Consider the following 23,786-nt stretch of genomic DNA (forward strand, 5'->3'; position numbering starts at 1 on the left):
TGTCTGCATGGGAGTTGTAAAACGTCAAGAGCGAGGTCTTATCTATGTCGATGACTTCGACAATGTGGGGCTTAACTCAAGATGGGAAGTACTCCCTAACGACCCCGCTAGGTACACTGTAGGTGGTGGGTCACTGGAATTGAAACACGGTGACTCACCACTATACATGTTCTTCACTGAGCTGACAACTATCGGGGAGTTTGTTCTCGATGTCAAGAACGTGTACAACCCCACGATAGAAGGGGATACGGGCGGGATTGTCGTTTATACGGACGGAGATAACTTCGTGAAGTTGGAGGAGTACTTTGACATTGACAGAGGAGTAGCTAACACCTACCCCTGGATTAGACTTGTCCGTAGCTTCAGCGTGTACTCAGCCTACTGGTCTGAGGACGGTAAGGTGTGGAAATTCATTGGGAATCAAGAAGTCAAGTCGGCTGTTCCGAAGGTTGGTCTTTTCGTTGATGGCGGGGTGGAAGGTCAGTCATTTGTCGTTGATTATGTACGCATCCAAAAGAAGTCCTCGGCAATAGTGGACAACTTGAAGGAAGGGTACGTGGTTGAACTGCTGAATGAGTTTGGTGAAGTGCTTGATACGAAAACCTGCCGCTATGAAAGTACCGCAGTCTCATTTGATCTTCAGAGATATGGATACCCTCTTTCAGGAGGATTTTCAGTAACTCTACCTGATGGTAATAGGTTCGAGTCGTCCGACATTTTAAGTATTTACGGCGGGGATATTTACTACTTCGAGCCAAAAGTAGACCTGTACTATAGGGAATACGATGAGAGCGGAGGGTACTTCGACGTTAAGCTAGAGGACAACCAAGAGAGGTTCCTCGGGTATATGTCCTCAGGGCAGTCTGTAACCGAGAATGTCCTTTTCCTAGCCAGGAACACCCTGGTCTCAGGCTCATTTCTTGACGTAACATTCGAGCTGACAGCACATCGTGGGGAACAGTATAAAGACCTTGTTAAGGTTGCCCCTGATGTAGACGGGGTTCCAGGGACGTGGAGTATGCTCGTAAACGCTACGGAGATTACCCCTTCGGAACCGTTTAAGTTTTGGGTCAGAGTTGAGCGCGTTGATACCTCAACAAACTACGCGGCTCAGGTAACGTTTGGGATGAGGGTTTCCTCAACGTACTTGTAGTCTAAACTAATTACCTTGAACCTCGTATAGAGGACTTAGGGGGTTCACAGGAGGTGAGAAAATGTCTGTCCGATTTAACGGAGCCAGTTCAGGGAACAGCGGCGGCGGTGCGATAGATCACAACAGCTTGCTGAACAAAGGTACTCGTTCTCACCAAGAGATCGACGAGCACTTAGCGGAGATTGATGAAGCGAGAGATACCTATGCTACCCTACCTGAACGCCTTTCCGACATGGAGCAATTAGGAAAGGACAATTCAACCACGCTAGACGATCATGAGTCTCGTATTGGTGAATTGGAACCTGCTGTTGCTAACCACGCGGTGTTGGTCACAGACCATGGAAAACGTCTTGACGAGCATGACAGAAAACTCAGCACCCTTGAGACCACTGTAGGTGAGCACGGAGAACGTATTTCCGATCTTGAGTCGGAGATTGGTGATGCGCGGGGAGAGGAAGCAAGCCTTAAAGACAGGTTGACAGCGATTCAGGACTCCCTGGACGATGTGAAGTCTGTACCTCTTGCTGACCTTGCGCTGAAATCCGCTTCCCTGGACGAAACAAATACTCTGAAGGTTTCCATCAACGGGGGTTACGCAAGCATTAATGGTCTTATCGTAGCCAAGGCTGACTCCGTTTATTCCTTCATGGCTGAGATTGATACAGCGTACTTCATCTTCTTAAAGACAGACGGTTCCTTCAGTAGCTCGTTAGTCTCTACGGAGCCTGAGGACGGTATTGTCCTGGGTGCCGTGACCGTTGGGGCTACCCCTGAAGCAATTACCATAGCTGATAAAAGGTACTTCCTAACGAAGACTGAATCAGCAGGTAACTTCAAGGCACTTGAGGAGAAGGTAACCGCCACGCAAGATGACCTGGGCACTCTGAAGGAGACGGTTAACGGTGTAATCGAGGATGTGGCAACCCTGGAAACATCGGTTACTGACCTCACCAAGATCAAGGACGAGGTGGTGCTATCTCGAACCGATAAGGACGGTGTACCTTTCGATGGTCTCCCCGACCGTCTGAACAATATGCAGTCTCGTCTTGAGGTAGCGGAATCCAGGGGTACTGTGGAGCATCAGTCCGTTTTCCGAGTGGAGTATCCTCCCGATTTAAGACCTGAGCCTACTAGAACATTTACCTGCCCTAAGTACGCAATTGGTGCTGATGGAATCGAAGTGTTATTGGACGGAATCCGAGTGTCGGTTGGTGAGGATTACACGGAGTATAGCGAGACTGAAGTGAGATTCAATTACGACATTCCTACGGACTCTCGCGTGACAATTCTTAGTCGCGGCTCCATCGTGAATACGTACTCTACATCGGAGTATGAGTATCTTCCTGACGGGCGGGTCAGCAGGGAGACAATCACAGGAGGAATTAATCGTGTGATTGACTATGAGTATGACTCGGAAGGAAACCTCCTGCAAGAACTCATCACCGAGAGTAATGGTCAAGTAAAGACTGTTACCTACGAGAGGGAGGGCGGGCTACTCAAGAAGAAGGCGAACAATGGTGCTATGTACTTCTATCTTCAGGGAGGGGCTACTTACGATGATCGTGCGATCAAGAGCCGCCTAGACTTGCTTGAGGACGTGGAAGATGTCGATGTCTACTTCGATTACGATGCGGATAGTGGATTGATCGTCAAGGAGACGATCTACGATACTGCACTAACACCTCAGCTAATCAAGCTGACGGAGTTCACATACAACCCTGATGGTAGTGTCGCTACAGAGACAGTCACCTTTGATGGTCGTAAGGTTCTAAAAGAGTACCTTTACGATACGGGAGGTAATATCTCAGGAGTTAGAAAAAGAAAGGTTGTGTAATGGGACATGGAACAGTTCTTTTCGATGACAGAGGTTAAGACAAGCTTCCGCACGATCTTCGATAAGATGGTGGGGATGAACAGTAACCCGATCACGGATGAAGAAGTGCAAATGGTAATCTTCATGCTGTATAGCGACATCCTCTTTGATGAGATTGGTCAACAGTACATCGGGATGCTTCAAAACCTTCCCGAGGTAGTCGTTCCTGAAGTGACGGATGAGTTCACTGAAGAAATGGTGCAGGATTCTGTAAAGCGTCAGGAGGAGCAACGTCAGTATGCGATTAAGTCTGCTTTCCTTATCGCCCTGAAGGAAACCATGCTCCTCGATCTGAAAATCAGGTTCGGAATTTAAGGAGGTGTTCGCATGACTGCATCATTAGTACAAGGGTTCAGACGTTATGAGTTCACATCCACGGTAAGGAACTTCCTCAAGACCCTGGCGACAGAGCTAAGTACCTACCCGTATGTTGACCCGAACTGGAAGTTGACGTTTGTTCAGAGTGACCCTTACTCAATTCCAACGTCTTCCTATGCTAATAGAACTTATGAAGGGGCATTAGGTGGAGTCACCATTGAGAACCTGAATGACCCTGAATTGTTCTTCTCATTAAGCCTAAATTACTACTACTACTGGAATGGTAGCAACCATTACTTGTCTAGCTATCAGTTGCGCCCAGGTTACAGTAGACCTGCAAGTGGTACTGACCCTTACCCTAGCATTTCTGTGGAGAAGGGGGAGTTGTGTAACATTCCTTTCGCTACAGGATACAAAAGCGCAGGTAACGACTATAGGTACAATTCAACCTATAAGTGGACGGTATTCCCGTTGAAAGAGGGTATTTTCATCTTCGGGGAACCCCAAACTGACCCAGGCAATGCTTACCCATTCAGGCTGTACCTTGGCAGACTAACCCCTTATTCCGTGGAAGACCCATCGGTTGCAGGAGACTTCATCGGAGTTTTCTCTCACGCTCAGATGGGTGTGAATGATACTAGTTGGTCGAATAACGACTATTACAACGTAGGCAGGGGTGTTGTCAGGAGATCCCGTAACAACACAAAACACTCTTACTACAACTTCGTCACGAGTTCGCAAGCCACCTCACCAGGGGCAGGTAACCGCTACTTCCTTTCACCGTGGTATGTGTATGAACCATCGGAAGGCGTTCGTGGAGAGTTCCCGAGAATGAGGTCTGTGGTATTAAAGGACGCTAACCAACACCCTGATGGTTCTTTCATCGACCTGGAAGGCAAGCGTTACTATGTGTTTCATGTCAACGACCAGGCACCTCCAACTACTTGGAAGTATTGGACTAGTGTGAGCGGTTCGCAACACAATATACAGCCCTACTTCTTTGACAGCCATATGCTGTATGGTGTCGGTCAGCGGGCTATCCTGTTTGAATTAGACTAAATGGAGGTGTTCTAAACAATGGCAGTACCTAAACGATACTCGTGGGTATCCACGCTCAGTGAGTTCTCTACCCAAGCGGAAGCTTTGATGGCGGGTGACTCATGGTGGCAGGTAACTAAGTATACAGCGGCGCAGGTCAACGGCGGCGGGGCGTGGGGCAACGTAGTCTTCAAGAATATCGCAGACAATAGTCTCTGCTTCACTATGGGTGTTTCTTACCTGAGTTACAATGCCGTAGCTCGGTTCGGAATGTACAACAATGCTTCTCCGAAGTGTGACGTATTCACAGATGCCCCTGACAAGCAGTACACGGAGATGCCTTTCTCCATTGACTCCAACAACTACAACATCACCTTTAAGTGGACTGTTCTGACCACGGAAAAGGGTATCTTCATTCACGGGGAGTATCAGACGTACCAGAACTACGCACTCCCAGTTCGCATCTACATGGGGCGTTGCGCCCCACTTGAAACGGAAGACCCTGCAATCGCCAATGACTTCGTGGGAATCTTCACTCACATGCCCGCAGGTATTAGCAACAGCACTGATGCCCTATACGGTAACGTCAATGTTGGGCGGGGTATCGTTAGACGTTCTCGTAACGGTACGAAGTACGAGTACTACAACTTCACTACTGATGCTCAGCTCACATCCCCAGGGGTTGGTGGTCGTTACTATGTCAACCCGTTCATGGTGTTCAATCCTAGCGAAGGTGTGCGCGGGCAGTTTGATGGTGTTTACGCCGCTTGCTTCAAAGACGCGGTACAGCACCCTGACGGTTCTATCCTAGACTTAGGGGAGAACAAATACTACGTCTTCCATGTAGTAGATCAGCAAATGCCGCAGAACGGTAATCATACGCTTTGGTACACAACGTCCAACAATGTCCGTTACTGCAAGTCTTGCTTCTTCGGAAGTAACAACGTAATGGGCGGTCAGCGAGTCATGCTGTTCAAAATATAAGGAGGTGCAACATAGATGTCGTTCTTCAGCGGTAAGGTAAAAATGAATATGTTGTTCCAGTCGATTGCCAATGGATTCAAGGGGATTACTTCTTCCCCTTGGTCTGTATTCTTCGAGACATCGGACATCTTAGTGCTCAAGTCGGTGGGTTCCTCAGGAGCCGATAAGCTGTTCATTAAGTTTGAGAAAGGAAATTCAAAGGACTTAACTGGTAACTACATCATCGTTACGGTAGCTGAGGATGTCAGCAACGTAGACGGGAGTGTTCCTGCGGGGAAGATGTTCACGACTAGAAACTTCTACTGCCACACAATTGCCGTTGATACTAACCTTCTGATTGATTATCAGGTTTCTCTTACGGCAGACCGAGTAATCATTTGGTTGGCGGGGGACGTGAACTCGGTGACGGGAATCTCTAACCTGGGGTACTTTGGTCTACTGTACCGATACTCTAACGAACCAAACTCCAACGCACAGTGCTTGGGTGTAAGTTACCAAGGGTTCAACGGTGTCCGTTCCGTAAAAGACAAGGATAACATCCAAACTAACAACATCTACAAGGCGTACTCAGCCATGATTCCTACGAACCCTGGTTGGGGAAGTCTGTATCATCTGTCTCCGTGTATCATGGCGAACAGCGCAGAGGGTGCTAGGGGTGAGTTGTTTGATATCTACTTCGCTCCTGCCGCAGGTGTTAGCCACGGGGATGAGATCACCGTTAGCTCGAAAACTTACAAGGTGTACTCACTTACTACGGGAGGTTCTAGCTTCCTTCCTGGTAATACAGTTGCCGTTCTAATGCAATAAAGAGGAGGGGTAGACCATGGCAGTAGGAACTGAAATCTCGGTCTACAACCCCCAACTCGCGGGAACGATCAGACAGCAGGGTGTACTTATAAAGTACACCCAAGGTCTGTATCAGTCCAAGAAGACCTCGATCAAATCCCTGTACTCAAGTCAATCATTCAGTAAGGCAGGGACGTTGAGGGTTAGCGGGTTTATGTACCGCTATGCTGTAGGTGTCCTTAATCACCCTACACAAGGGGTACCTTCCGAGAACAATATTTACAGCATTTGGGGATACGATCAGGAAGACCTCCCTAAGTCCTTTAACGGTATATTCTTCAGACCTGATCTTCACGGCATACTGAAGACCAAGAGTAAAGAGCTTTCAATCTACGACATCGTAGGATACTTACCTAAACACGACTCTTATGAGTCCAGGTATGCAGGTAGAATCCGAGAAGGCTATCGGGGTTACCTAAACGATCTCACAGGTGGTCATTTTGTAAGTGTGGTTAAGGTATTCGCGCCTACCGAAAACAGCCCGAAGGGGATAATCAGACAGTTCAAGCTAGGTCAGCTCACGTTCTCGGCAACAGAGGATAGGTATTACCAATATATACTCCAACATCTGTACCCCGATGAAGCTGAGAATCTTGAAGGGCATTTTTCGGGTCAGGGCGGCGGTGGCGGCGCGGTAGTACTGAAACCGTTACTTCCTCGTAGGTATCCGTCAACATACATCCCTACACTAAGGAGGAACACCACATGAATAAGACTTGGAGAATAATGCAGGAGTTGAAGAATGTGTTCAAACCAGTGGAGCTTTCTCATACGATTGATCTGATGAACGGCGGGGGAGAGTCACTGGTGGTCTCAATCCCGATGGAGAACCCACGCTTTCTCATTAAAACCGTAAGGGTCACCCCTACAGTGGAGACCAACGTGGAGCTTCATATCCTTGACCGAGCGGATAAGGAGCAAGCGGAGGTACTGTACTTCAATACAGCAGAATACAGTACAGGCAACTTTCTTGACGGTATCTATGACAACGTAGATATTCCGTATGACGATAAAGATGGTACATCCCAGTTGCATATTGAGATCATCAACCCAGGCTCCATGGAATCGGGGTTTACGGTTGAGGTAACTGGTTTGACCATCAGGTAGGGGGTTAGATCATGGACATTATTACCTACGGCAAGGTGGTCAAGCTCCAAAACGAGATCAAGGATGCGCGGGAAGGAAGTGTAACCCTTGATGCCCGCCTAGATAAAATATCACTAGGTAACGTGACCTCTGTGGTTGCCAAGCACAATCTCCCTGCTGACGGGGTGGCGGGGGCGGTGTACGCTGTTGTCGTTGACGAGAGTAACGGTAACCGCCCGACAGCTTACCTGTTCAATGGGGAGTATGTGCGCCTGGGAGGGTCTGTGGTAGCTTTCAAGTCCAACGGTATCCTAACTGTCGATGGAAAGGATACAACTGTCTACGAGCATCCTCAGACGCACAGTGCTGACATACTGACGGACGGGACAACCAATAAAGCCTTCACCAAGGCTGAGAGGGATAAACTGGGCAATATTCAAGAGAACGCCAACTTCTACGAGCACCCTGCAACCCACGCGGCAGATATGCTTGTAGACGGGGTTAATAAAAAGGTGTTCACTGTGGAGGAGCGGCTGAAGCTTGAGATGATCGAAGCAGAAGCCAACAAGTATGTTCACCCTGACACACACAGTGCCGATATGATAGTTGACGGTACGACCAACGTAAGCATGACTGTTGGTGAGCGGGGGAAGCTGAACGTGATCGACCCGTGGGATGCGATCAGCGACTTGGTTGAGTACAAGGACGTTGTTACCTATTTCGCTTTCGATGATGTCGGGCGGGTGGTTCGGCAGGTGGTCACCGACAACTATGTGGAGCAGAACGTCAAAGAGCCACTGCTTACTATGCCTGATACCGTAGAAGGGTATACCCAGGGTGATTCATTCCTGGTGACCTCCTTAGGAGAGATTTACCTCTTTGACGGTAATGACTTCGTAATTCTCCCTTCCCTAGTGGATGTTGTCTATGAGTACGGAACGAGCGGCTTCCTCTCGCGTAAGTTGGTATCTACTATGGGAGCGACACCGACCTACACCGACTACAGGTACATCTACGACTCTAAGGGCAACCGCATAGCCGTTAAGAAATACTAAAGGACAGCTCAAGGCTGTCCTTTTTCTATTGCCAACGGGTGCTTCATGACCGCGCTACGGGCGCGACCTTTACTTACCCCCGCGTATATCTTTGTCGTCTCGGGACTGCTGTGCCCAAGGAGTTCCTGGATGTCGCCAAGATCAACGCCGTTATCGAGTAAGTGGGTGGCGAAGGAGTGTCGGAATTTGTGCGGCGTAACCCATTCAAGACCTGCGGCATTCGTCCACTTGTTCACGATCTCATTGATCTGCCGCTTACCTATGTGCCCACCTGTCTTTATACTGGGGAACAGCCACTCCTTACCATGCTCAGCCGCGAGGGACTTCATGTAACCCAGTGTGCGGGGGAAGATCGGCACAATGCGTTCCTTGTCCCCCTTACCTACGACCCTTAACTCACCCTTCCTAAAGTTTATGTCGGTCTGTACGTTGATCGCACATAGCTCCTCTCTACGGATACCAGTTCCATAAAGTACCTCGAACACAGTCCGATCTCTAAGGTTATCAATCGCATCAAGCAACCTGTCAATGTCCTCCGTATCCACGGGGCGCGGCAGTCGCTTGGGCTTTTTCATCCCTTCAATGGAAGAAGCAGGGTTATATTTCATCTTACCTTTGCGAACCAAAAAATTGTAAAACGACTTGATCGCTGACAGCTTGCGGCTGATCGTAGATACCCCGTCACCTTCAGCGCGGCGGTGCGACAGAAAGGACGAAACATCCTCTGCGGTGACCTTGGTGATCGACTTAGTGATGAATGACTCGAATTGACTCAAGTCCCTCCCATATCCATCCACCGTGTTAAGCGCGAGATTCTTCTCATTCATTATGTAATTGTAAAAATCCTCAAGTAATTTCATGCAGGTTCCTCCATCGCTCATAATCTGATCGCTCATAATCCTGAGTATAATCATGCCGACTAACCTTGTCAACCATTTAACAGCCGCCTACCCAAGTCGTATAGAGCAAGTAGGAGGTGTGTATTAAACATGGAGGAGAGATTTACAACCAAGTTTGCTTCATCTGAGAAGGAGTTTCTTACTCAGTACGGCGTAAACTTCGGCTTCACCCAAGTCCACAGCAAGGTAGACAGATGTTACTTTCTTTCGAGTGATGCCAAGGCTCTCTACCACAATCTCAACCAGTATGCGTACAACGGAAGCAAGGAGTGCTTCCCGAGCCAAGCCCTACTAAGGGCTGAACTTGGATGGTCGAAGAACTCCGTTACGAAGTACGTTGAGGAGCTACGTCAGAAAGGTTTCATCAAGACAATACGCAATCCTGGAAGACCTTTGATGTACCTCCTTGAGGAACTGCATACGGTTCCCGTTCTCGCGCACTCAGAGATTGTCCATGAGGTTCGTAAGGAATTGTTCGGCTCGGATGAGCGGGAGGTGTTCGCAAACGCACTCGCGGAGTACAAGGACTCTGATGCTTTCGATACTGTGTCTAAAGAGCCTAACCCTGATGAGTATAAAGAGTTCATCAAGGTGTGGTTCTTGGAATGGCAGGGTGATACTCCCGCAGAGGAGTCAGGGCAAACAACACCCGAGGAACCCGTGCCTACAAAGCCTACAGGTCGCCGTAAGCCGCCTGTTATCCGTGAGGAAGGTATAGAGAAGGTGGGAGACCCTACGAAGCCTGAGAAAGCCAGGAAGAAGGCTTTGAGCAAGAACCCTGATGAAGCTCCCGTAGAGGACTGGAACACGAACCACTTCCGCGCCTACTTCATGCGGCAGTATCAAGAGAAGTACCACAGTGTTTACTCTTGGACGGAAGAAGATCAGAAGACGATGCACAAGTTGCGAGAGACCAAGGGCGACAACAACGCCTTCAAGGAAGCCCTCGATAAGTTCTTCAGCATCGACCAATTCGCTCCAAAGACAGTGAGGTTGTTTGGCTCCACCAACACTCAGGCGGTACTGGACGAGTTCACTCGTACAGGTAAGCTTCCGTGGTACATGAACAAGCAGAGCGAGAAGCCAGTGCTTGAGGACAGCGGAGACAACTACGACACATTTAGCTAAGGAGTGATCTGATGAATACCCCGTACAAAGATTGTGCGAAATGCTTGGCTACACCATTCTGCAAGAGGTATTCGGGAGAGGTGGAGACACCTGCCTACCCTGAGTGGTGCAACCCGAAGTTTCGCCTGGACAAGGCTCTGAAGCTATCGGAGATGCCTAAGAAGTACCTGAAAGCGAATGTCTACAACTATGCAGTGGATGACGACAACCGCTACATCTACGAAGGTCTTAACGAGTACGTTGAGAACATCGTTGAGGAAGTCGAGGAGAACGGGACGAACTTCTTCTTTTGGAACAGCTGCGCGGGTACGGGAAAAACGTTCAATGCCGCCATGCTCCTGAACCAGTACATCTACAAGACTTGCATGACTGGGAAGTTCGACTTCGAGAATCCGTTGGCGTTATTCGTCAGCTACTCCGATCTGATGGATGATCTGCGTTATCGTAGAGATGATGAAGCAGTGCAAAAGCGGGTTTCTTCTATAAAAGAAGTTCCCTTTCTTCTATTAGATGACATCGGCGCGGGCACAACTTCAAAATTCACGGCTGAGCAGACTTACCTGATCGTCAATGAGCGATTTAATGAAGGACGCTCGACCATATTCACGTCGAACTTTGATTCTAAGGCTCTATCGCATGAGGAAGTGGTTGGTAAGCGTACTGTTTCCCGACTAATGTCCGATTGCGTTGGTATCCAGGTCGAGGGACGGGACAGAAGAAAGGCATCTGTGAAGGGGGTCATCAAACGTGCTTGAGGAACTTTCATACGTTAACCATTGGCTCCAAAGCAAAGACCCCTACCTTATGCGGAAGCATGGGATTGACAACACCTACTTCGTTGCCCTTCAGGATGTAGTCCTTTGGATTGAAGGATTCCGAAATGATATGAACGGGCATATGCCTACGATTGAGACCGTGGCGGTGGAGTTCGAGGACTTCCGAGTGCTGAAGGAGCTTGACCCTGTAGAGTACTGCGTCAATGTCCTGCGGGAACAGCGGGCATATATGGATTACCGTCCAGTTCTCGTAGAGAACGCGAACATGACGAACGATGGTAAGACCCTCGAAGCCATGTGGAAGATGAGGAACGACCTCGATGTGATGCTGAAGAAGTTCACAGGGAACATCGGGCAGTACGAATGGACGAAACATGCGGAAGACCGCTACAAGAAGTACATGGAGAAGCACGGTCAGTCAGGCTTGTCGGGAATCACCACAGGCATCAAAGGACTGGACGATCTCACGGGCGGTTGGAAAGAAGATGACCTTGTTCTCTTAGCAGGTCGGACAAACGAAGGTAAGTCGTGGGTGGGCGAGTTCTTCGCTTATGCCGCGTGGCTGTCATTCGTGAAGGCAAACATTAACGACCCGATCATCTACCTCAGCACGGAGATGCCCGAGCTTGAGGTCGCCTACCGTATGGATACCTTTAGAGCACACTTTAGTAACCGTGCTTTGAACGAGGGGCGGCTGACCGATGCGGAGCTGTACCGCGAGTATACCACTGAGCTGATGAAGAAAGATCAGCGCATGATTATCTTGTCACAGGAAGCCAACCGTGGAAAGCCCTTCACCCCTATGGACATACGGGCGATCATCGAGTCGGAGCGTCCAGGTCTGATCTTGCTTGACCAGTTGTATGACCTTTCGGACGGAACAGGGGAGAGGGACATTCGCCGCCGCATTATCAATGTGACGAACGGTATCCGTGACGTGAACCTAAACACGAAGACCCCTACGATCATGTTGGCTCAGGCAGGGCGTGATTCCGCGAAAGATCAGAAGAAAGACCCGAACGCCGCTCCTGAGCTTCACCAAATCCAAGAGTCGGACAACCCCGCGCAGAAGGCAACCAGGGTTATTACTCTCCGCAAGATTGATGACATCTTCAAACTGTCCCTGAAGAAGAACCGTGGCGGTAAGAAGGATGAAGATGTTTTCATGAGAACCGACCTGGACACAGGTATATGGGAAGAAACAACAAAGGAAGAAATGGTGTTCTAGCTCTTAACTCAAGGCTCCCTACCTCGTATAGAGGAATTAGGGAGCCAATTTATTTCAAGGAGGTACTACCTGATGAATGCACAGCTCACGGCTCATTTCTACTTCAAAGGAAATGGCAAAAAGAAGACCGTGACTTGGGTTGAAGAAAACCCGAGACTTCAGCAGAAAGAGAAGGACTCTGAAAAGGTTGTCCGTGAAATCTCTCTTACCGCTGAGGAGGTCAAGCAAGAGTACCGTAGGCTTTTCGTCAAGCACAAGAACGAGGGCAAGGCGATCACGTTGGAAGATACGGATGGCGTAGCTCACATCATTGATCTAACGGAAGTTCGAGACATCGAGCTTACTGCACAAGAGGAGGATAACAATGCTGTACAGACTGACTTACGCGCTGACGCGGAATGACATCGTAACCACGGAGTTTACTTCGGATAAAGAGATCGTAGGTGCGGCTGAGGAAGCTTTTGATCTCATCGAGCGGGAGCACGGAGCGGAAACGGTTATGAATCTCGTAGCCTTCAGTGTTCTCAAGATCGAGGTTCCGAATGGACAACAAAATTAACGTTGCCTGTAACGGATGCGACTACTTCGACAAGTGCCATAAAGTCTTGGTGAGCGGCGGCGGGGAGAGAATCCCCGCTAAGCTTCAAGACAAAGTTCCAATGAGGTGTCAGAACGTGGTTCAGCACATCTGCCGCGATTGCAAATGGTATCTCGAAAACAAGTGCGCTTCATGGCTTGAGCTTAATGGCAAGAAGTCTCGACAGCAACTAAAGGTGTGCCCTAAGAAAGTAACCCAATCATAGGAGGTCATTTTAATGCGCGATTATCCATTAGAAAACCACGTACTGCCGATGGGAGGTACCTCAGTCAAGGACGGTGCAAAACTGGAAGCCTTTCTAAACGACCCTAGCTACATTGCTGAGGAAAAGTGGGACGGTTCCCGATACCTCTCGATCATTGGAAGATTCTTCTCTCGCCGTATCAGTGATGTTGATGGAATCCCCGTCGAGAAGACTGATCGCGTTCCTCACCTGTCTGAACACCTCTCGGTCTTCCCTGGACTCATCCTTGACGGTGAGCTGTACATACCAGGAGCAACTTCAAACGAAGTTACCTCCATCCTTGGGGCGAAAGCCGAGAAAGCTCTTGAGCGTCAAGCTGAGCAAGGAAATCTTGTGTACATGGTCTACGACATCCTCATGTATCAGGGTGAGTGGTTACTCGACAAGACGTGGGAAGAACGCCGCGAGATTCTTGAGAAGGTGTTCCCGATAGTAGCTAACGACTACATGAAGCTCTCACAGTATGTTCGCACAGACAAGAAGGGATTCCTTGAGAGTATCCTGGCTCGGGGCGGCGAAGGCATCATGCTCAAGAACACTAAAGGCAAGTACGTTCCAGGCAAGAAGCCCGCGAAGAACTGGGTGAAGGTCAAGACCGAGATTGATGATGATGTCGTCATCATGGGCTTCAAGGATGCTGTTAAGGAGTACACGGGCAAAGAGCTTGAAACGTGGTCTTACTGGCTTAACCCGAGCGGTGAGAAAGAGCTAGTTATGAACACCCACGATGTCTTGGACGAGACTGTGGTAGACGGTGAGAAGGTCTTTGTACCGAAAGAGGGTTGGGTTCCTGTCACCAAGTTCTTCTTCAACGATTGGGTGGGTGCCGTGAAGTTCGGCAAGTTCGATGAACACGGGAATCTGATTGAGCTTGGAGAGTGCTCAGGCATCACTGAGGAGCTTCGTAAGGACATGTCCGAAAACCCTCAGAACTACGTGGGCGAGGTCATGGAGATCAAAGCCATGCAGAAGACCAAGGACGGTTTCTACCGTCATCCACAGTTCTCGCGTATGCGGGACGACAAGAACGCATCCGAGTGCATCATCTAACAACCAAAAACGAAACCAGGGGGAAACGAAAATGAAAAGAGTAATCTACGGAAAACACGACGAGAAAACAATCGGTCAGTTCGATACTTGCTTGAATACAGGTAACGTGGTTGGCGGCGTACTCTGCGCTGACGGTCACTTCGGATACAGCCAACCAGTTGGTGGTGTGATCGTCTATGACGGTCAAATCTCTCCGTCAGGAGTCGGCTACGACATCGGGTGCGGGAACAAGGCGGTGAGAACCAATCTTCACTACCTGGACTTGCAGGACAAGCTCCCTGCGGTGATGGATGAGATCGCTCGTAGAATCTCCTTCGGCGTAGGTCGGGTGAACAGCGAGAAGGTCGATCACGCGCTGTTTGACGATGCTGATTGGGCTGTGTTCAAGGAGCTTGGTGTACTTCAGAAGAAGGAGTCCCTGGCTCGTAATCAGCTTGGAACGGTTGGCTCGGGTAACCACTTCGTGGACATCTTGGTTGAGCCATCGACAGGGGCGGTTTGGATTGCGAACCACTTCGGTAGCCGTGGCTTCGGTCACAAGACTGCGAGTGGGTTCCTGAACCTTGCGGCGGGGCGCGAGTTCTTCGGCAAGGCTCCTGGGGAGAAGATGGAGCAACCTCCGACACTGTTCGACCTGGACAGCGAGATCGGTGACATGTACTACCGTGCAATGAAACTGGCAGGACGGTACGCCTACGCAGGTCGTGACTATGTGATCGACCAAGTGGTAGACATCCTTGGAGCCGAGTACGATCTCGCAGTACACAATCACCACAACTACGCATGGAAAGAGGAGCACTTCGGTAAAGAGGTCGTTGTTGTCCGTAAGGGCGCGACACCGTTGGCTCCTGGACAGCTCGGGTTCATCGGCGGCTCCATGGGCGACATCTCGGTGATCGTTCAGGGTGTTGAGGGCGTGGAAAGTGCGAACGCATTCTACAGCACTGTCCACGGAGCAGGTCGTGTCATGAGCCGTACCCAAGCGGCAGGGAAGATGAACTACAAAAACAGAACCCGCTCAGGTGGGGCGATCTCCCAAGAGATGATGGATGAAGCGATCAAAGAGTATGGTGTAGAGTTGCGCGGGGCGGGAACCGATGAGAGTCCGTTCGTGTACCGCAAGCTTCAAGAGGTACTGGACGCTCACGAAGGTACGCTGAACATCATGCACGTTCTGAGACCTATCGGCGTGTGCATGGCGGGTGCAGATGAGTTCGACCCGTACAAAGACTAAGAGGAGATGACAGCATGGCAGTACGGTTTGAATACAACGGTAAGAAGTACAAGAACGTAATTGAGCTAACTCGTGACATCCCACTTCTGACTTCGGTCATGGTGGGGTGGTACGATGGAGCTGAGGTACTATTAGCCAACGCGGGGGCGTTGTGTTATGACACAGTGCAGGTAGCTCACGATGAGGAGACCCTGACCCCTAACAAGGTAGGTCAGCGTATTACCCTGCACTGCCGCGACAGCAATCACAACACAGTAATTGAGCACGGAGCCGCAACTTTCGTGAAGAAGGTTCCGATCTTCGTCGCACGGCAGGACTTGCGGGCACGACACGCTTCCTTCGATGAGCGTTCCCTGCGATACTGTCGGGCGGCTGATGGTGGACTTACTTACTATGTACCAAATTACCTGGAAACATCCTTCATCGAGAAGAAGTTCAAGACTAACCCCGACAAGGCGGCACAGCTTGCCATTATGCGTCAAGAGTGGATTGACGATCACGAGAGGGCAATCGAGCGGTACTCTAAGTATACTGACGATGAGCTGAACGACTTTTGGGATGCCTTAGGGCTTAACCCTGAACGTGTTCGTGAAACGATGCGGGCAAGGCTCCCAGTAGGCGTGAATACGATGTACATGGATACTCGGAACCTATGGTCATGGATTCATCACGCTGAGAAGCGACTATGCCTACGAGCACAAGACGAGATTCGCCGTATCCGTAGACAGGAGACCAACCAGTTGAAGAAGGTCTTCCCGACAGTCTTTGGTGACGTGAACATGCCTTGCTACACGGCGGGCGGGTGTCCTGAGAAGAAGACTTGCGGATTGATCGAGCTTGACCCAACAGGTAAGTGGGCAGTTCAGTACCTCAAGAAGCAAGAGAAAAAATAAAGGATGCCCTTCGGGGCATCCTCTTTTATTACTGATGTATATGGAATATCGAAATGATTGATAAGACAGTGGCAATCAAAATTACCATCACGGCACCCGTTAGAGTAAGCTTGGCTCTCCTTAGATTCTTATACCTGATGGTCATACGATGAGGTAGCCACCAAACTAAGAGAGCTAGTCTTCACAGCCCTCTTGACAGTCCTTTGTCTTAATATCAACCTCTATCTTCGATAATCCCCAGGCACAAAGCAAGAATCCACCTATGAGACCCGCTAACAAACACAGTATCGCTAGAGAAACATCCTCGAATATAACCTGTGACATCCCTAACCATCTTTCCCTTCTCTGTTTCTTCTTACAGACTCTCTTACATATCTCTCGTAAGTCTGTAACATCGTCTCGTAAAAGTGGTAACGCTCCTCGTCCTTCAAGATTCCGTCTTTCCTGATCCTGCTAAGGACTTGTTGGAGGTCGGTCGAATCACAAAGCTCCTCCATTGCGTACAAGGGTATCCTTCCTAGCGCGTTAAAGATTGTATCTTCATCAATCCCATATACTGCGGCGATCTCTCTAACAAGAACATCACTGGGGACTTTATTGCCACGCTCAATTTCTGACAGGTAGTTGGTGGAAATGTCAAGAAGATCACACACTTCTTTTTGCGTTAGTCCTCTATCAAGCCGCAGTTCCCTTAAATAGTCGCCTACTTCCACTGTACAGCCCACTTCCTTTATCCAATCCCCTTCCTTTTGAAAGCGTAAGGCAGTTGGAAATAATTACTCCTTGAAACCTGACATGAGAAGTATTATTTTTATACAACAAGCTGATTGTCCAACTGGCAGTTGTAGTTCGATTGCAAGGCTATTCCTTGCTACCCCACTATATCCTGTTCGTAGTATTCCCTCAATACATAATTATTGGAAAAAAAGTTATTGAACGTCAGGAGGAAAGACCCCAAAAAAGTTTTTTTGATTTGCCCTTAACTATCATTTAACCGCCGCGTATAGAGCAAGTGTAAGCCATTTTAACGCTTTATACGAAAATAACCGAAGCGAGGAGGTAAAATAGGACTTGCGAACGTCCGTTCGCATTTGGTATCCTTATTAGACAAAATAATAGGATGGAAAATACTCGTAATAAAAGTCTTGCCAATTATATCGTGATGGCTTTATATTGTGAGGAGGGCAAAACATGGAAAACTCTCTGCTGTCGTCTTATCAGCTAGAGATTGAAGAAGTCCTCGACGACCTGAGAGGTTACTGGCTTGAGAGAAGTATCTCTCGATACAATGCTTCGGCTTTCTCAAAGGTCATGAACAAGGGCGAGAACATTATGTTCTTATGTCCCTTCCATGATGACGGAAACAATCCTGCGTGTGGGGTCGAGAGCGAGTACCCTTACCGATACAACTGTTTCGGGTGTGGTGCTCACGGAAGTCTCGCAAGTCTTGTAGCTCACGCGGTGGGGCTACCTAACGAACTTCTCGGGATGCAGTTCATTATGAAGAATTATCTCGTGGTAACCTCCAATGAGAGGAACCCGATAGATATGGAGAGCATACTGAACGGCGGCAATAAAAAAGATCGAATGAGGTCTTTACCAGAAGAAGAAGTTATCCGATATACAAAGAAGCGGCATTCGTACATATATGGTCGAGGATTTTCCGAGCATACGATCAGTAAGTATGAAGTGGGTTATGACGAAGTAACTCAGGCAATCACCTTTCCAGTTAGGACAAGCAAAGGATTGGTTCGGTTCATTAAGAAGCGTTTCGTCTCACGAAAAGGCTTCCTTAATGAGAAGGGCATAGAGAAGAAGGATATAGTGTACGGTCTATACTATATCTTACAAGCCGCGAAACCAATCACTGAGCTTTACCTGAATGAGTCCGAAACTGATACAATGTCCTGCTACGAAGGACGGTTACCTGCGGGAGCAATCCTGGGACGAATATTGTTCGCTGAGCAGGTTCGTGAGTTAATGAGGGCAGGGATAAAGACGGTCAATCTTTTCTTCGACAACGATGAAGCAGGGGTCGCCTGTACGCTCAGAGCATACGAGCTGATCTCCAAGCTTTCGGCAATTAGGGTGAACGTGGTTTTGTTCCCTAACCGCCAATATGGAATAACCGACATCGAGGAGCAGAAGTACAAGGATTCCAACGATCTGCTGAGAAACAACAAGCTAGGTTCCATCAAGGTCATCCCTTACCACGAATACGAGTCAATGGTTAGAGATGCAGGGTACCTGGACATCGAAGAAATCAAAAATCCAACTAAAAACTAAAACGACCATTGGGGGAAAAATAAATATGTCAACTACAACTGCTATGGGTTTCGATGAACTGTTCGCAATCGGTGATATGGAGGCATTCTTGAGCAAGGCACAAGATAAATGCCACCAAAAGCTTAAAGGCAAGACGTTCGCGGGGATGGAGAAAGAAGACGTAACCCAGGAGGTTATGATTAAGCTCTACAGGTCTCTTGACCAGTACGATGCGGAGAAAGCAAAGATGTCTACTTTCGTAGACCACTTGATCGACAATAAGATCAAGGACATGTACCGAAAGTGTATGACCGAGAAAAACCTGAACGTGGTCAACGCTGTTCAAGTTGTATCCACCGATCTCGACGTTGAAGACGAAGCCGCAGACAGCGGTGTGGGACTCATGCTTGGTCATGAGGGATACGCATTCGAGAACTTCGAGTTCGTAACCGACATCATGGAGAACATGAAGCTGAATGACCGTGAGAAAGAAATCTTCAAGCTACGCTCCAACGGGTACGAGTTCGTAGAGATTGCCGACATCTTGGGAGTGTCAAAGGCTCGTATCTCCCAACTGTGGAAGGCAATCCGAGAGAAGTACGAAGCTCTGTAGAAATAGTACCGCTATTATACCCCCGCCGCTGTGACAATAGTCATGGCGGCTTTTTTAATCCCTTCAGGTGAAACCTCCCGTAAAAATCTTTCAATCTCTCGCTTAACTCACCTTTAATCACTTCGTATAGAGAAAGTGAGGGGGCAAGAAGCCCACCACTACAAAACGAAAAGGATAAGGTGAACAAACATGGCAATTCAAAAAGGTCTTGGAGCAATTCGTGACGCGGCAAACAACTCTACTACAATGCTGAAGATCAAACCTAATGAGTCGGCTGTAGTACGTATCTTGACTCCTGCTGATGAAATCATCTCCGTATGGGAGTACACGTTGGAGATTAATGGTCAATGGCAGACGATCACAGCCCTGCCACGCAGTGAAGACCCATTGCAAGGTACTGGCAACAAACCTGGATTCAAGTCCTACCTGGAAGTGTACGATTACACTGACAAGAAGGTTAAAATCCTCAAGGCATCCAAGACTATGGGGACTCAGTTGCTCGGACTGATTGAGGAGTATGGTGACCTCACGAAACGTGACTTCAAGATCGCTCGTCAAGGCGAGAAGCTGAACACCACGTACCAGTTCTTCGCCCGCGACCCTCAGCCGTTCAACGAGAAGGTTGAGCGTATGGACTTGGAAGCTCTGATCGAGTCCCAAACCCTGACTCGTGAAGCCATCCAAAAGCTGATGAGCGGTATCGGTCAAGTGACTGATGCACCAAGCGGCGACAGCAGTAACGGCGGCGGCAACCAAGGCGGCGGTGCCAAGAACAACGATGACTTCCCGTTCTAATCAAATAGGAGTATGAGATAAGGCACCCCTTGTGGGTGCTTTTCTTATTTAACTATGGTCATTCCACCTCGTATAGAGGAAGTAAGAAGGACTTTATACGAGAGGTGTGATCTATGAGTGCTGTTAGGATTCAGATGTCCTTCATGTAACTCGTCAGACCTAGGGGTACTGGGTCGCTCCCAATACTATTGTCGGGATTGCTGTGTGGAGTTCTCTAAGAAAGACGAGGAGACCAAAGTGTACCACATAGGTACGGATGGAGGTCTACGTATTCAGCCACCAGTCCAAGGGGAGCTAAAGGAGGAAGAAACAATGTCAACATCAATGAAGAAACCAATGGGAGATGGCGTGGACGTTGCCAAGTTAGTGTATGCGTTCAGGAAGTTCCATCAGCTAGACAACCACGACTTTGCTAAAATTTTTGGTTACTCCGAGACCGTCATCAGCTACTACCGCACCCGTCACCATACGGGTAGATTGACGTACCCACGGAAGATGATCGACGCGGCGGCTGTGGATGTGGCGGTTCAGGCGTACCTTGAAACCAAACCAAAAACAAAGGAGCGGAAGAAATCCGTGAGAAATAACAACCTGAAGATCGACAAGCAGAAAGTGGCTTATATCGTAACCAAATACCCTGAGCTGACAACCAACGACCTTGCAGAAGTGTTTGGTGCTAAGTACCAAACCATCTACGGCTACAAGGTGAACGTCCTGAAAGGTAAGGTGGGGTATGAAGTGCCTGAGGGCGAGAACGAGGAGTGGGACAACGAAGTGGCGGCGTACAAGCTCGTCAAGGAGTCCCAGGCAGTCGTCACTGAGATGCAAGAGAAGGGTGTGACCATTGACACAGAGCGTCTACATACCGCGCCAATCAGCGACGAGGAGTATCAAGAGCTTGCACTTGCTGATGGTCTAGGCTCCTACTGTGCAGAGCTTATCATCCCTCCTGTAGGTGGTATTCATAAACTGATTGTAGTTGCAGAGGGAGACCGTGAGAATGCGACTGCTATATTCAATCACCTTCTCCAAACCTTCGAGGATGGGGAGAAGTATGGTATAGAAATCAAAATCTCTAAAGCGAGACCTTAATCGAGAAGCACCCTTAACTGGGTGCTTTTCTCATCGTATAGAGCAAGTAGGAGGTGGTACTGAATGAGTCTTGAAGTGGTGGAACTACCTAAGCGCAAGAGGGCACCTCGTAAGACCAAGGTCGCGGAAGACCAGGGGGCACTTGAGCTAACAGGACTCCTAGATGACCGTGAAGCCAAGACCGAGAAAAAGAAGTCTCGGGCAAAGGCGGGGGTAACCGAGAAGTCAGCCGCTAAGAAGATCACCAAGAAGGAACAGCAGATTATTGAGATGGCAAATAACACTGTCTTGCCCGACTACTACCATATGGTTTGGAGTATGGAAGAACTGGACGATATGTGCAGATGGCTCCGTACACAGAGCGTTGTAGCAGTCGATACCGAGACCATGGGTGTCAACCCGTTTGCCGATGAGATCGTAGGTATCAGTTTCTACGCACCTCACCGAGGATACTACATCCCTCTCAAGCACGTTGACGAGATTTGTTTACCGAAAGACCTTGTAGCAGATATGCTTCGACCTATCTTGGAGGACAAGAGCACGAAGTTCCTCCTGCATAACGCAAAATTCGATATGCACGTCCTATGGAACTGGATGCAGATACGGCTTGTGCCGTGGTTCGATACCATGATCGGTCAGGCTGTGCTTGATGAAAACCAGTCTAAGGCTCTCAAGGATATGGCACCGTTCTACCTGAAGGTCGAAGCAGACAAGTTCTCCACGTTGTTCGGTAAGATCACGTTCGACCAAATCCCAATCAAGCTTGACCCAAACACTCGGACTGGGTGCTTGGCAGGATACTACGCTATCAAGGATACCGAGCTGACCTATCGGATGGCAGAGTTCCAGGGGCGGGCGTTGAACCGTGGAAACCTCAAGAAGCTGTATGACCTGTTCTTCAATATAGAGATGCCCTTCCTGGACATTGTGTGGAAGGCAGAACAAGCAGGAGTGCTTCTTGATCGTGAGTACTTAGTTGAGAAAGTAGCCAAGGACTTGCACAACGAGCTAGAGCTTCTGAGACAGAAAATTTGGGCGTATACGGGAGAGATTAACCTTAACTCCCCTGCACAGAAGGCAGAAGCCTTATACGTCAAGCTAGGGCTTCCTAGGGTCAATAAAGATAAGCCAATGAGTACAGACAAGAAGACGCTCAAGAAGCTGAAGAAGACTCATGAGGTCATCGGTCTGATGCTCGAATACAGCGAGAAGGTGAAGCTGACTACTGCGTTTGCAGACAAGCTTCCTAAGAACCTCGTGAATGGGCGAGTGCATACCTCATTCAATCCTGTAGGGACTAAGACAGGACGTATGAGTTGTAACTCTCCGAACCTTCAGCAGATTCCCGCGAAGGTGGGCGGTCTCATTCGTAACGCCTTCATCTCGGATAATGGTCGCTTGTTGGCTTCCATTGACTTCTCGCAACAAGAGCTTCGTGTACTTGCTCATGTATCGCAAGACGAGACCCTGTTGAAGATTTACCGCGATGGTTTGGATGTCCACAGTATGACCGCTGTGGGGATGTGGAACCGAAACAACCCTAACGTCACCTATGAGGAGTTTGAATATCGTCGCGGCATGAAGGACTTGTTCCTTGATCCTGACGGTAAGCTCGTGGAAGACAGACTCCTTAGCGATGATTACGTTCGCAAGCTGTTCAATGAGGAGAAGATCAACTCGAAGAACCCTGAAGTCCTTCGTGAAGATGTCTTCCTAGGTATTCAGTACGAGAAATTCCGTAAAGATGCCAAGGTCGTTAACTTCGGAATTATTTACGGTATGAGTGAGAAAGGCTTGGCAGAGACCTTGGAGATCACCGAGGAAGAAGCTATTGAGTACATCAAAGGTTACTTCGATGCGTACCCAGGCGTTAAGCGGTGGATGGCTGAGCAACGCAAGATCATGAATGCTGACCAATTCACTGAAACCATGCTTGGTCGTAAGCGGAGAGTTTACGAGGAGATGCAGTCAGGTAAGAAGTGGCTCATCGGTCGGGGTCATCGGATGGGAATTAACGCTGTCATCCAAGGCTCCTCAGCAGACATGGTTAAGATCGCTTCAATCAAGCTTCAACCGCTTCTTGAGGAGTTGGATTCAAGAATCGTGATGTGGGTGCATGACGAGATCATCTTCGATGTACCTGAGAATATCGGTATGGACAACCTTCGTAGAATCGCAGACATCATGTGTAACGCACTGCCGTTGGACTGCGGTCTTAAATCTGACATTGAGGTTGGAGCGAAGTGGGGTCAGAAGATGTCCGAAGACGATCTCTCCATGTTCGACGAGGAGGATGTGGCGTGAAGAACATCGTCCACTGGTGCCTACCCAAGAAGATGTGGACTTCTCACACCTACAAAAGCTGTACCAAGGCTCCTGTCATTCTCGTGGAGAACGGTTGGTCAGTTGAAACCAAGCCGAACAAGAGAGCGAACCCTCGGGGGTGGGTGGTCACAGATCATACAAACGTGACTGTGAACCCACCGCCTGAAGCGGTGAGCCAATACGAGAAGTCAGAGCGACTGATCTACGACAAAGAGAACGTGCATTTCAACATAAATCAAGGTGAAGCACTCCTGTTCGATGAGACTGGGTGCCACCTTCTCAGGGGGAAATAA

At 48.9% G+C, this 23,786-nt stretch carries 25 protein-coding genes; 23 read left to right on the plus strand and 2 right to left on the minus strand.

What is annotated here, in order from left to right; translation table 11 throughout:
- Nucleotides 1–7: 7 nt before the first annotated feature.
- The 9 genes from AC0VZ8_RS11800 to AC0VZ8_RS11840 all read left to right on the plus strand — a co-directional run bounded on the left by AC0VZ8_RS11800 (nucleotide 8) and on the right by AC0VZ8_RS11840 (nucleotide 8,353).
- Complete coding sequence (locus AC0VZ8_RS11800) at nucleotides 8–1,153, plus strand: DUF1349 domain-containing protein (RefSeq protein ID WP_475486956.1); 1,146 nt, start codon at nucleotides 8–10, stop codon at nucleotides 1,151–1,153.
- A 61-nt stretch (nucleotides 1,154–1,214) separates the two neighbouring features.
- Nucleotides 1,215–2,987 carry a zinc ribbon domain-containing protein gene (locus AC0VZ8_RS11805; protein WP_475486957.1) on the plus strand — a complete coding sequence of 591 codons (1,773 nt, stop codon included), beginning with the start codon at nucleotides 1,215–1,217 and terminating at the stop codon, nucleotides 2,985–2,987.
- 6 nt (nucleotides 2,988–2,993) lie between these two features.
- A complete protein-coding gene (locus AC0VZ8_RS11810) occupies nucleotides 2,994–3,341 on the plus strand; it encodes a hypothetical protein (protein ID WP_475486958.1) in 348 nt (115 codons plus the stop codon).
- A gap of 12 nt (nucleotides 3,342–3,353) precedes the next feature.
- A complete protein-coding gene (locus AC0VZ8_RS11815; protein ID WP_475486959.1) occupies nucleotides 3,354–4,403 on the plus strand; it encodes a hypothetical protein in 1,050 nt (349 codons plus the stop codon).
- A gap of 18 nt (nucleotides 4,404–4,421) precedes the next feature.
- On the plus strand, nucleotides 4,422–5,366 hold the full coding sequence (locus tag AC0VZ8_RS11820; protein ID WP_475486960.1) for a hypothetical protein: 945 nt from the start codon (nucleotides 4,422–4,424) through the stop codon (nucleotides 5,364–5,366).
- Between the two features lie 15 nt (nucleotides 5,367–5,381).
- Nucleotides 5,382–6,173, plus strand: coding sequence for a hypothetical protein (locus AC0VZ8_RS11825; RefSeq protein ID WP_475486961.1), 792 nt, complete (start codon nucleotides 5,382–5,384; stop codon nucleotides 6,171–6,173).
- A 16-nt stretch (nucleotides 6,174–6,189) separates the two neighbouring features.
- Nucleotides 6,190–6,921, plus strand: a complete 732-nt coding sequence (locus tag AC0VZ8_RS11830) for a hypothetical protein (RefSeq protein WP_475486962.1) — start codon at nucleotides 6,190–6,192, stop codon at nucleotides 6,919–6,921.
- The gene (locus AC0VZ8_RS11835; RefSeq protein ID WP_475486963.1) at nucleotides 6,918–7,319 is read left to right on the plus strand and encodes a hypothetical protein; all 402 of its coding nucleotides are present in this window, start codon (nucleotides 6,918–6,920) and stop codon (nucleotides 7,317–7,319) included. The genes AC0VZ8_RS11830 and AC0VZ8_RS11835 overlap by 4 nt, the downstream gene beginning before the upstream one ends.
- 11 nt (nucleotides 7,320–7,330) lie before the next feature.
- On the plus strand, nucleotides 7,331–8,353 hold the full coding sequence (locus AC0VZ8_RS11840; RefSeq protein WP_475486964.1) for a hypothetical protein: 1,023 nt from the start codon (nucleotides 7,331–7,333) through the stop codon (nucleotides 8,351–8,353).
- A gap of 8 nt (nucleotides 8,354–8,361) precedes the next feature.
- Here AC0VZ8_RS11840 and AC0VZ8_RS11845 read toward each other — a convergent pair whose 3' ends face one another.
- On the minus strand, nucleotides 8,362–9,213 hold the full coding sequence (locus AC0VZ8_RS11845; RefSeq protein ID WP_475486965.1) for a tyrosine recombinase XerC: 852 nt from the start codon (nucleotides 9,211–9,213) through the stop codon (nucleotides 8,362–8,364).
- A 129-nt stretch (nucleotides 9,214–9,342) separates the two neighbouring features.
- Here AC0VZ8_RS11845 and AC0VZ8_RS11850 point away from each other — a divergent pair, with 129 nt between their 5' ends.
- The 8 genes from AC0VZ8_RS11850 (at nucleotide 9,343) to AC0VZ8_RS11885 (ending at nucleotide 16,403) form a co-directional block, all read left to right on the plus strand.
- A complete protein-coding gene (locus tag AC0VZ8_RS11850; protein WP_475486966.1) occupies nucleotides 9,343–10,380 on the plus strand; it encodes a helix-turn-helix domain-containing protein in 1,038 nt (345 codons plus the stop codon).
- An 11-nt stretch (nucleotides 10,381–10,391) separates the two neighbouring features.
- A complete protein-coding gene (locus tag AC0VZ8_RS11855; RefSeq protein WP_475486967.1) occupies nucleotides 10,392–11,135 on the plus strand; it encodes an ATP-binding protein in 744 nt (247 codons plus the stop codon).
- The gene (locus tag AC0VZ8_RS11860) at nucleotides 11,128–12,384 is read left to right on the plus strand and encodes a DnaB-like helicase C-terminal domain-containing protein (protein WP_475486968.1); all 1,257 of its coding nucleotides are present in this window, start codon (nucleotides 11,128–11,130) and stop codon (nucleotides 12,382–12,384) included. Before AC0VZ8_RS11855 ends, AC0VZ8_RS11860 begins: the two co-directional genes overlap by 8 nt.
- A 72-nt stretch (nucleotides 12,385–12,456) precedes the next feature.
- Nucleotides 12,457–12,786 (plus strand): hypothetical protein, encoded by a 330-nt coding sequence (locus AC0VZ8_RS11865; RefSeq protein WP_475486969.1) that lies wholly within the window; start codon nucleotides 12,457–12,459, stop codon nucleotides 12,784–12,786.
- On the plus strand, nucleotides 12,749–12,943 hold the full coding sequence (locus AC0VZ8_RS11870; RefSeq protein WP_475486970.1) for a hypothetical protein: 195 nt from the start codon (nucleotides 12,749–12,751) through the stop codon (nucleotides 12,941–12,943). Before AC0VZ8_RS11865 ends, AC0VZ8_RS11870 begins: the two co-directional genes overlap by 38 nt.
- A gap of 256 nt (nucleotides 12,944–13,199) precedes the next feature.
- On the plus strand, nucleotides 13,200–14,276 hold the full coding sequence (locus tag AC0VZ8_RS11875) for an ATP-dependent DNA ligase (RefSeq protein ID WP_475486971.1): 1,077 nt from the start codon (nucleotides 13,200–13,202) through the stop codon (nucleotides 14,274–14,276).
- 31 nt (nucleotides 14,277–14,307) lie between these two features.
- Nucleotides 14,308–15,510 (plus strand): RtcB family protein, encoded by a 1,203-nt coding sequence (locus tag AC0VZ8_RS11880; RefSeq protein ID WP_475486972.1) that lies wholly within the window; start codon nucleotides 14,308–14,310, stop codon nucleotides 15,508–15,510.
- Nucleotides 15,511–15,659: 149 nt separating this feature from the next.
- A complete protein-coding gene (locus AC0VZ8_RS11885) occupies nucleotides 15,660–16,403 on the plus strand; it encodes an FAD-dependent thymidylate synthase (RefSeq protein WP_475486973.1) in 744 nt (247 codons plus the stop codon).
- A 326-nt stretch (nucleotides 16,404–16,729) separates the two neighbouring features.
- Here AC0VZ8_RS11885 and AC0VZ8_RS11890 read toward each other — a convergent pair whose 3' ends face one another.
- Nucleotides 16,730–17,116, minus strand: a complete 387-nt coding sequence (locus AC0VZ8_RS11890) for a helix-turn-helix domain-containing protein (protein ID WP_475486974.1) — start codon at nucleotides 17,114–17,116, stop codon at nucleotides 16,730–16,732.
- 478 nt (nucleotides 17,117–17,594) lie between these two features.
- Here AC0VZ8_RS11890 and AC0VZ8_RS11895 point away from each other — a divergent pair, with 478 nt between their 5' ends.
- The 6 genes from AC0VZ8_RS11895 to AC0VZ8_RS11920 all read left to right on the plus strand — a co-directional run bounded on the left by AC0VZ8_RS11895 (nucleotide 17,595) and on the right by AC0VZ8_RS11920 (nucleotide 23,786).
- On the plus strand, nucleotides 17,595–18,689 hold the full coding sequence (locus AC0VZ8_RS11895) for a toprim domain-containing protein (protein WP_475486975.1): 1,095 nt from the start codon (nucleotides 17,595–17,597) through the stop codon (nucleotides 18,687–18,689).
- Between the two features lie 25 nt (nucleotides 18,690–18,714).
- On the plus strand, nucleotides 18,715–19,281 hold the full coding sequence (locus AC0VZ8_RS11900; RefSeq protein WP_475486976.1) for a sigma-70 family RNA polymerase sigma factor: 567 nt from the start codon (nucleotides 18,715–18,717) through the stop codon (nucleotides 19,279–19,281).
- A 288-nt stretch (nucleotides 19,282–19,569) separates the two neighbouring features.
- On the plus strand, nucleotides 19,570–20,076 hold the full coding sequence (locus tag AC0VZ8_RS11905) for a hypothetical protein (protein WP_475486977.1): 507 nt from the start codon (nucleotides 19,570–19,572) through the stop codon (nucleotides 20,074–20,076).
- 312 nt (nucleotides 20,077–20,388) lie between these two features.
- On the plus strand, nucleotides 20,389–21,168 hold the full coding sequence (locus tag AC0VZ8_RS11910; protein ID WP_475486978.1) for a hypothetical protein: 780 nt from the start codon (nucleotides 20,389–20,391) through the stop codon (nucleotides 21,166–21,168).
- 78 nt (nucleotides 21,169–21,246) lie between these two features.
- Nucleotides 21,247–23,472 carry a DNA polymerase gene (locus AC0VZ8_RS11915; RefSeq protein ID WP_475486979.1) on the plus strand — a complete coding sequence of 742 codons (2,226 nt, stop codon included), beginning with the start codon at nucleotides 21,247–21,249 and terminating at the stop codon, nucleotides 23,470–23,472.
- Nucleotides 23,469–23,786, plus strand: coding sequence for a hypothetical protein (locus tag AC0VZ8_RS11920; RefSeq protein WP_475486980.1), 318 nt, complete (start codon nucleotides 23,469–23,471; stop codon nucleotides 23,784–23,786). The genes AC0VZ8_RS11915 and AC0VZ8_RS11920 overlap by 4 nt, the downstream gene beginning before the upstream one ends.

It is taken from the genome of Paenibacillus sp. QJM3NY_38 (genome assembly GCF_056173265.1).

Excerpts from the sequence above, each read along its gene's own strand:
- AC0VZ8_RS11840 (WP_475486964.1), top strand. The coding sequence starts at position 7,331 with ATGGACATTATTACCTACGGCAAGGTGGTCAAGCTCCAAAACGAGATC.
- AC0VZ8_RS11880 (WP_475486972.1), top strand. The coding sequence starts at position 14,308 with ATGAAAAGAGTAATCTACGGAAAACACGACGAGAAAACAATCGGTCAG.
- AC0VZ8_RS11830 (WP_475486962.1), top strand. The coding sequence starts at position 6,190 with ATGGCAGTAGGAACTGAAATCTCGGTCTACAACCCCCAACTCGCGGGA.
- AC0VZ8_RS11845 (WP_475486965.1), bottom strand. The coding sequence starts at position 9,213 with ATGAAATTACTTGAGGATTTTTACAATTACATAATGAATGAGAAGAAT.
- AC0VZ8_RS11835 (WP_475486963.1), top strand. The coding sequence starts at position 6,918 with ATGAATAAGACTTGGAGAATAATGCAGGAGTTGAAGAATGTGTTCAAA.
- AC0VZ8_RS11895 (WP_475486975.1), top strand. The coding sequence starts at position 17,595 with ATGGAAAACTCTCTGCTGTCGTCTTATCAGCTAGAGATTGAAGAAGTC.
- AC0VZ8_RS11875 (WP_475486971.1), top strand. The coding sequence starts at position 13,200 with ATGCGCGATTATCCATTAGAAAACCACGTACTGCCGATGGGAGGTACC.
- AC0VZ8_RS11850 (WP_475486966.1), top strand. The coding sequence starts at position 9,343 with ATGGAGGAGAGATTTACAACCAAGTTTGCTTCATCTGAGAAGGAGTTT.
- AC0VZ8_RS11820 (WP_475486960.1), top strand. The coding sequence starts at position 4,422 with ATGGCAGTACCTAAACGATACTCGTGGGTATCCACGCTCAGTGAGTTC.
- AC0VZ8_RS11805 (WP_475486957.1), top strand. The coding sequence starts at position 1,215 with ATGTCTGTCCGATTTAACGGAGCCAGTTCAGGGAACAGCGGCGGCGGT.
- AC0VZ8_RS11910 (WP_475486978.1), top strand. The coding sequence starts at position 20,389 with ATGTCAACATCAATGAAGAAACCAATGGGAGATGGCGTGGACGTTGCC.
- AC0VZ8_RS11800 (WP_475486956.1), top strand. The coding sequence starts at position 8 with ATGGGAGTTGTAAAACGTCAAGAGCGAGGTCTTATCTATGTCGATGAC.
- AC0VZ8_RS11810 (WP_475486958.1), top strand. The coding sequence starts at position 2,994 with ATGGAACAGTTCTTTTCGATGACAGAGGTTAAGACAAGCTTCCGCACG.
- AC0VZ8_RS11815 (WP_475486959.1), top strand. The coding sequence starts at position 3,354 with ATGACTGCATCATTAGTACAAGGGTTCAGACGTTATGAGTTCACATCC.
- AC0VZ8_RS11865 (WP_475486969.1), top strand. The coding sequence starts at position 12,457 with ATGAATGCACAGCTCACGGCTCATTTCTACTTCAAAGGAAATGGCAAA.
- AC0VZ8_RS11855 (WP_475486967.1), top strand. The coding sequence starts at position 10,392 with ATGAATACCCCGTACAAAGATTGTGCGAAATGCTTGGCTACACCATTC.
- AC0VZ8_RS11870 (WP_475486970.1), top strand. The coding sequence starts at position 12,749 with ATGCTGTACAGACTGACTTACGCGCTGACGCGGAATGACATCGTAACC.
- AC0VZ8_RS11900 (WP_475486976.1), top strand. The coding sequence starts at position 18,715 with ATGTCAACTACAACTGCTATGGGTTTCGATGAACTGTTCGCAATCGGT.
- AC0VZ8_RS11825 (WP_475486961.1), top strand. The coding sequence starts at position 5,382 with ATGTCGTTCTTCAGCGGTAAGGTAAAAATGAATATGTTGTTCCAGTCG.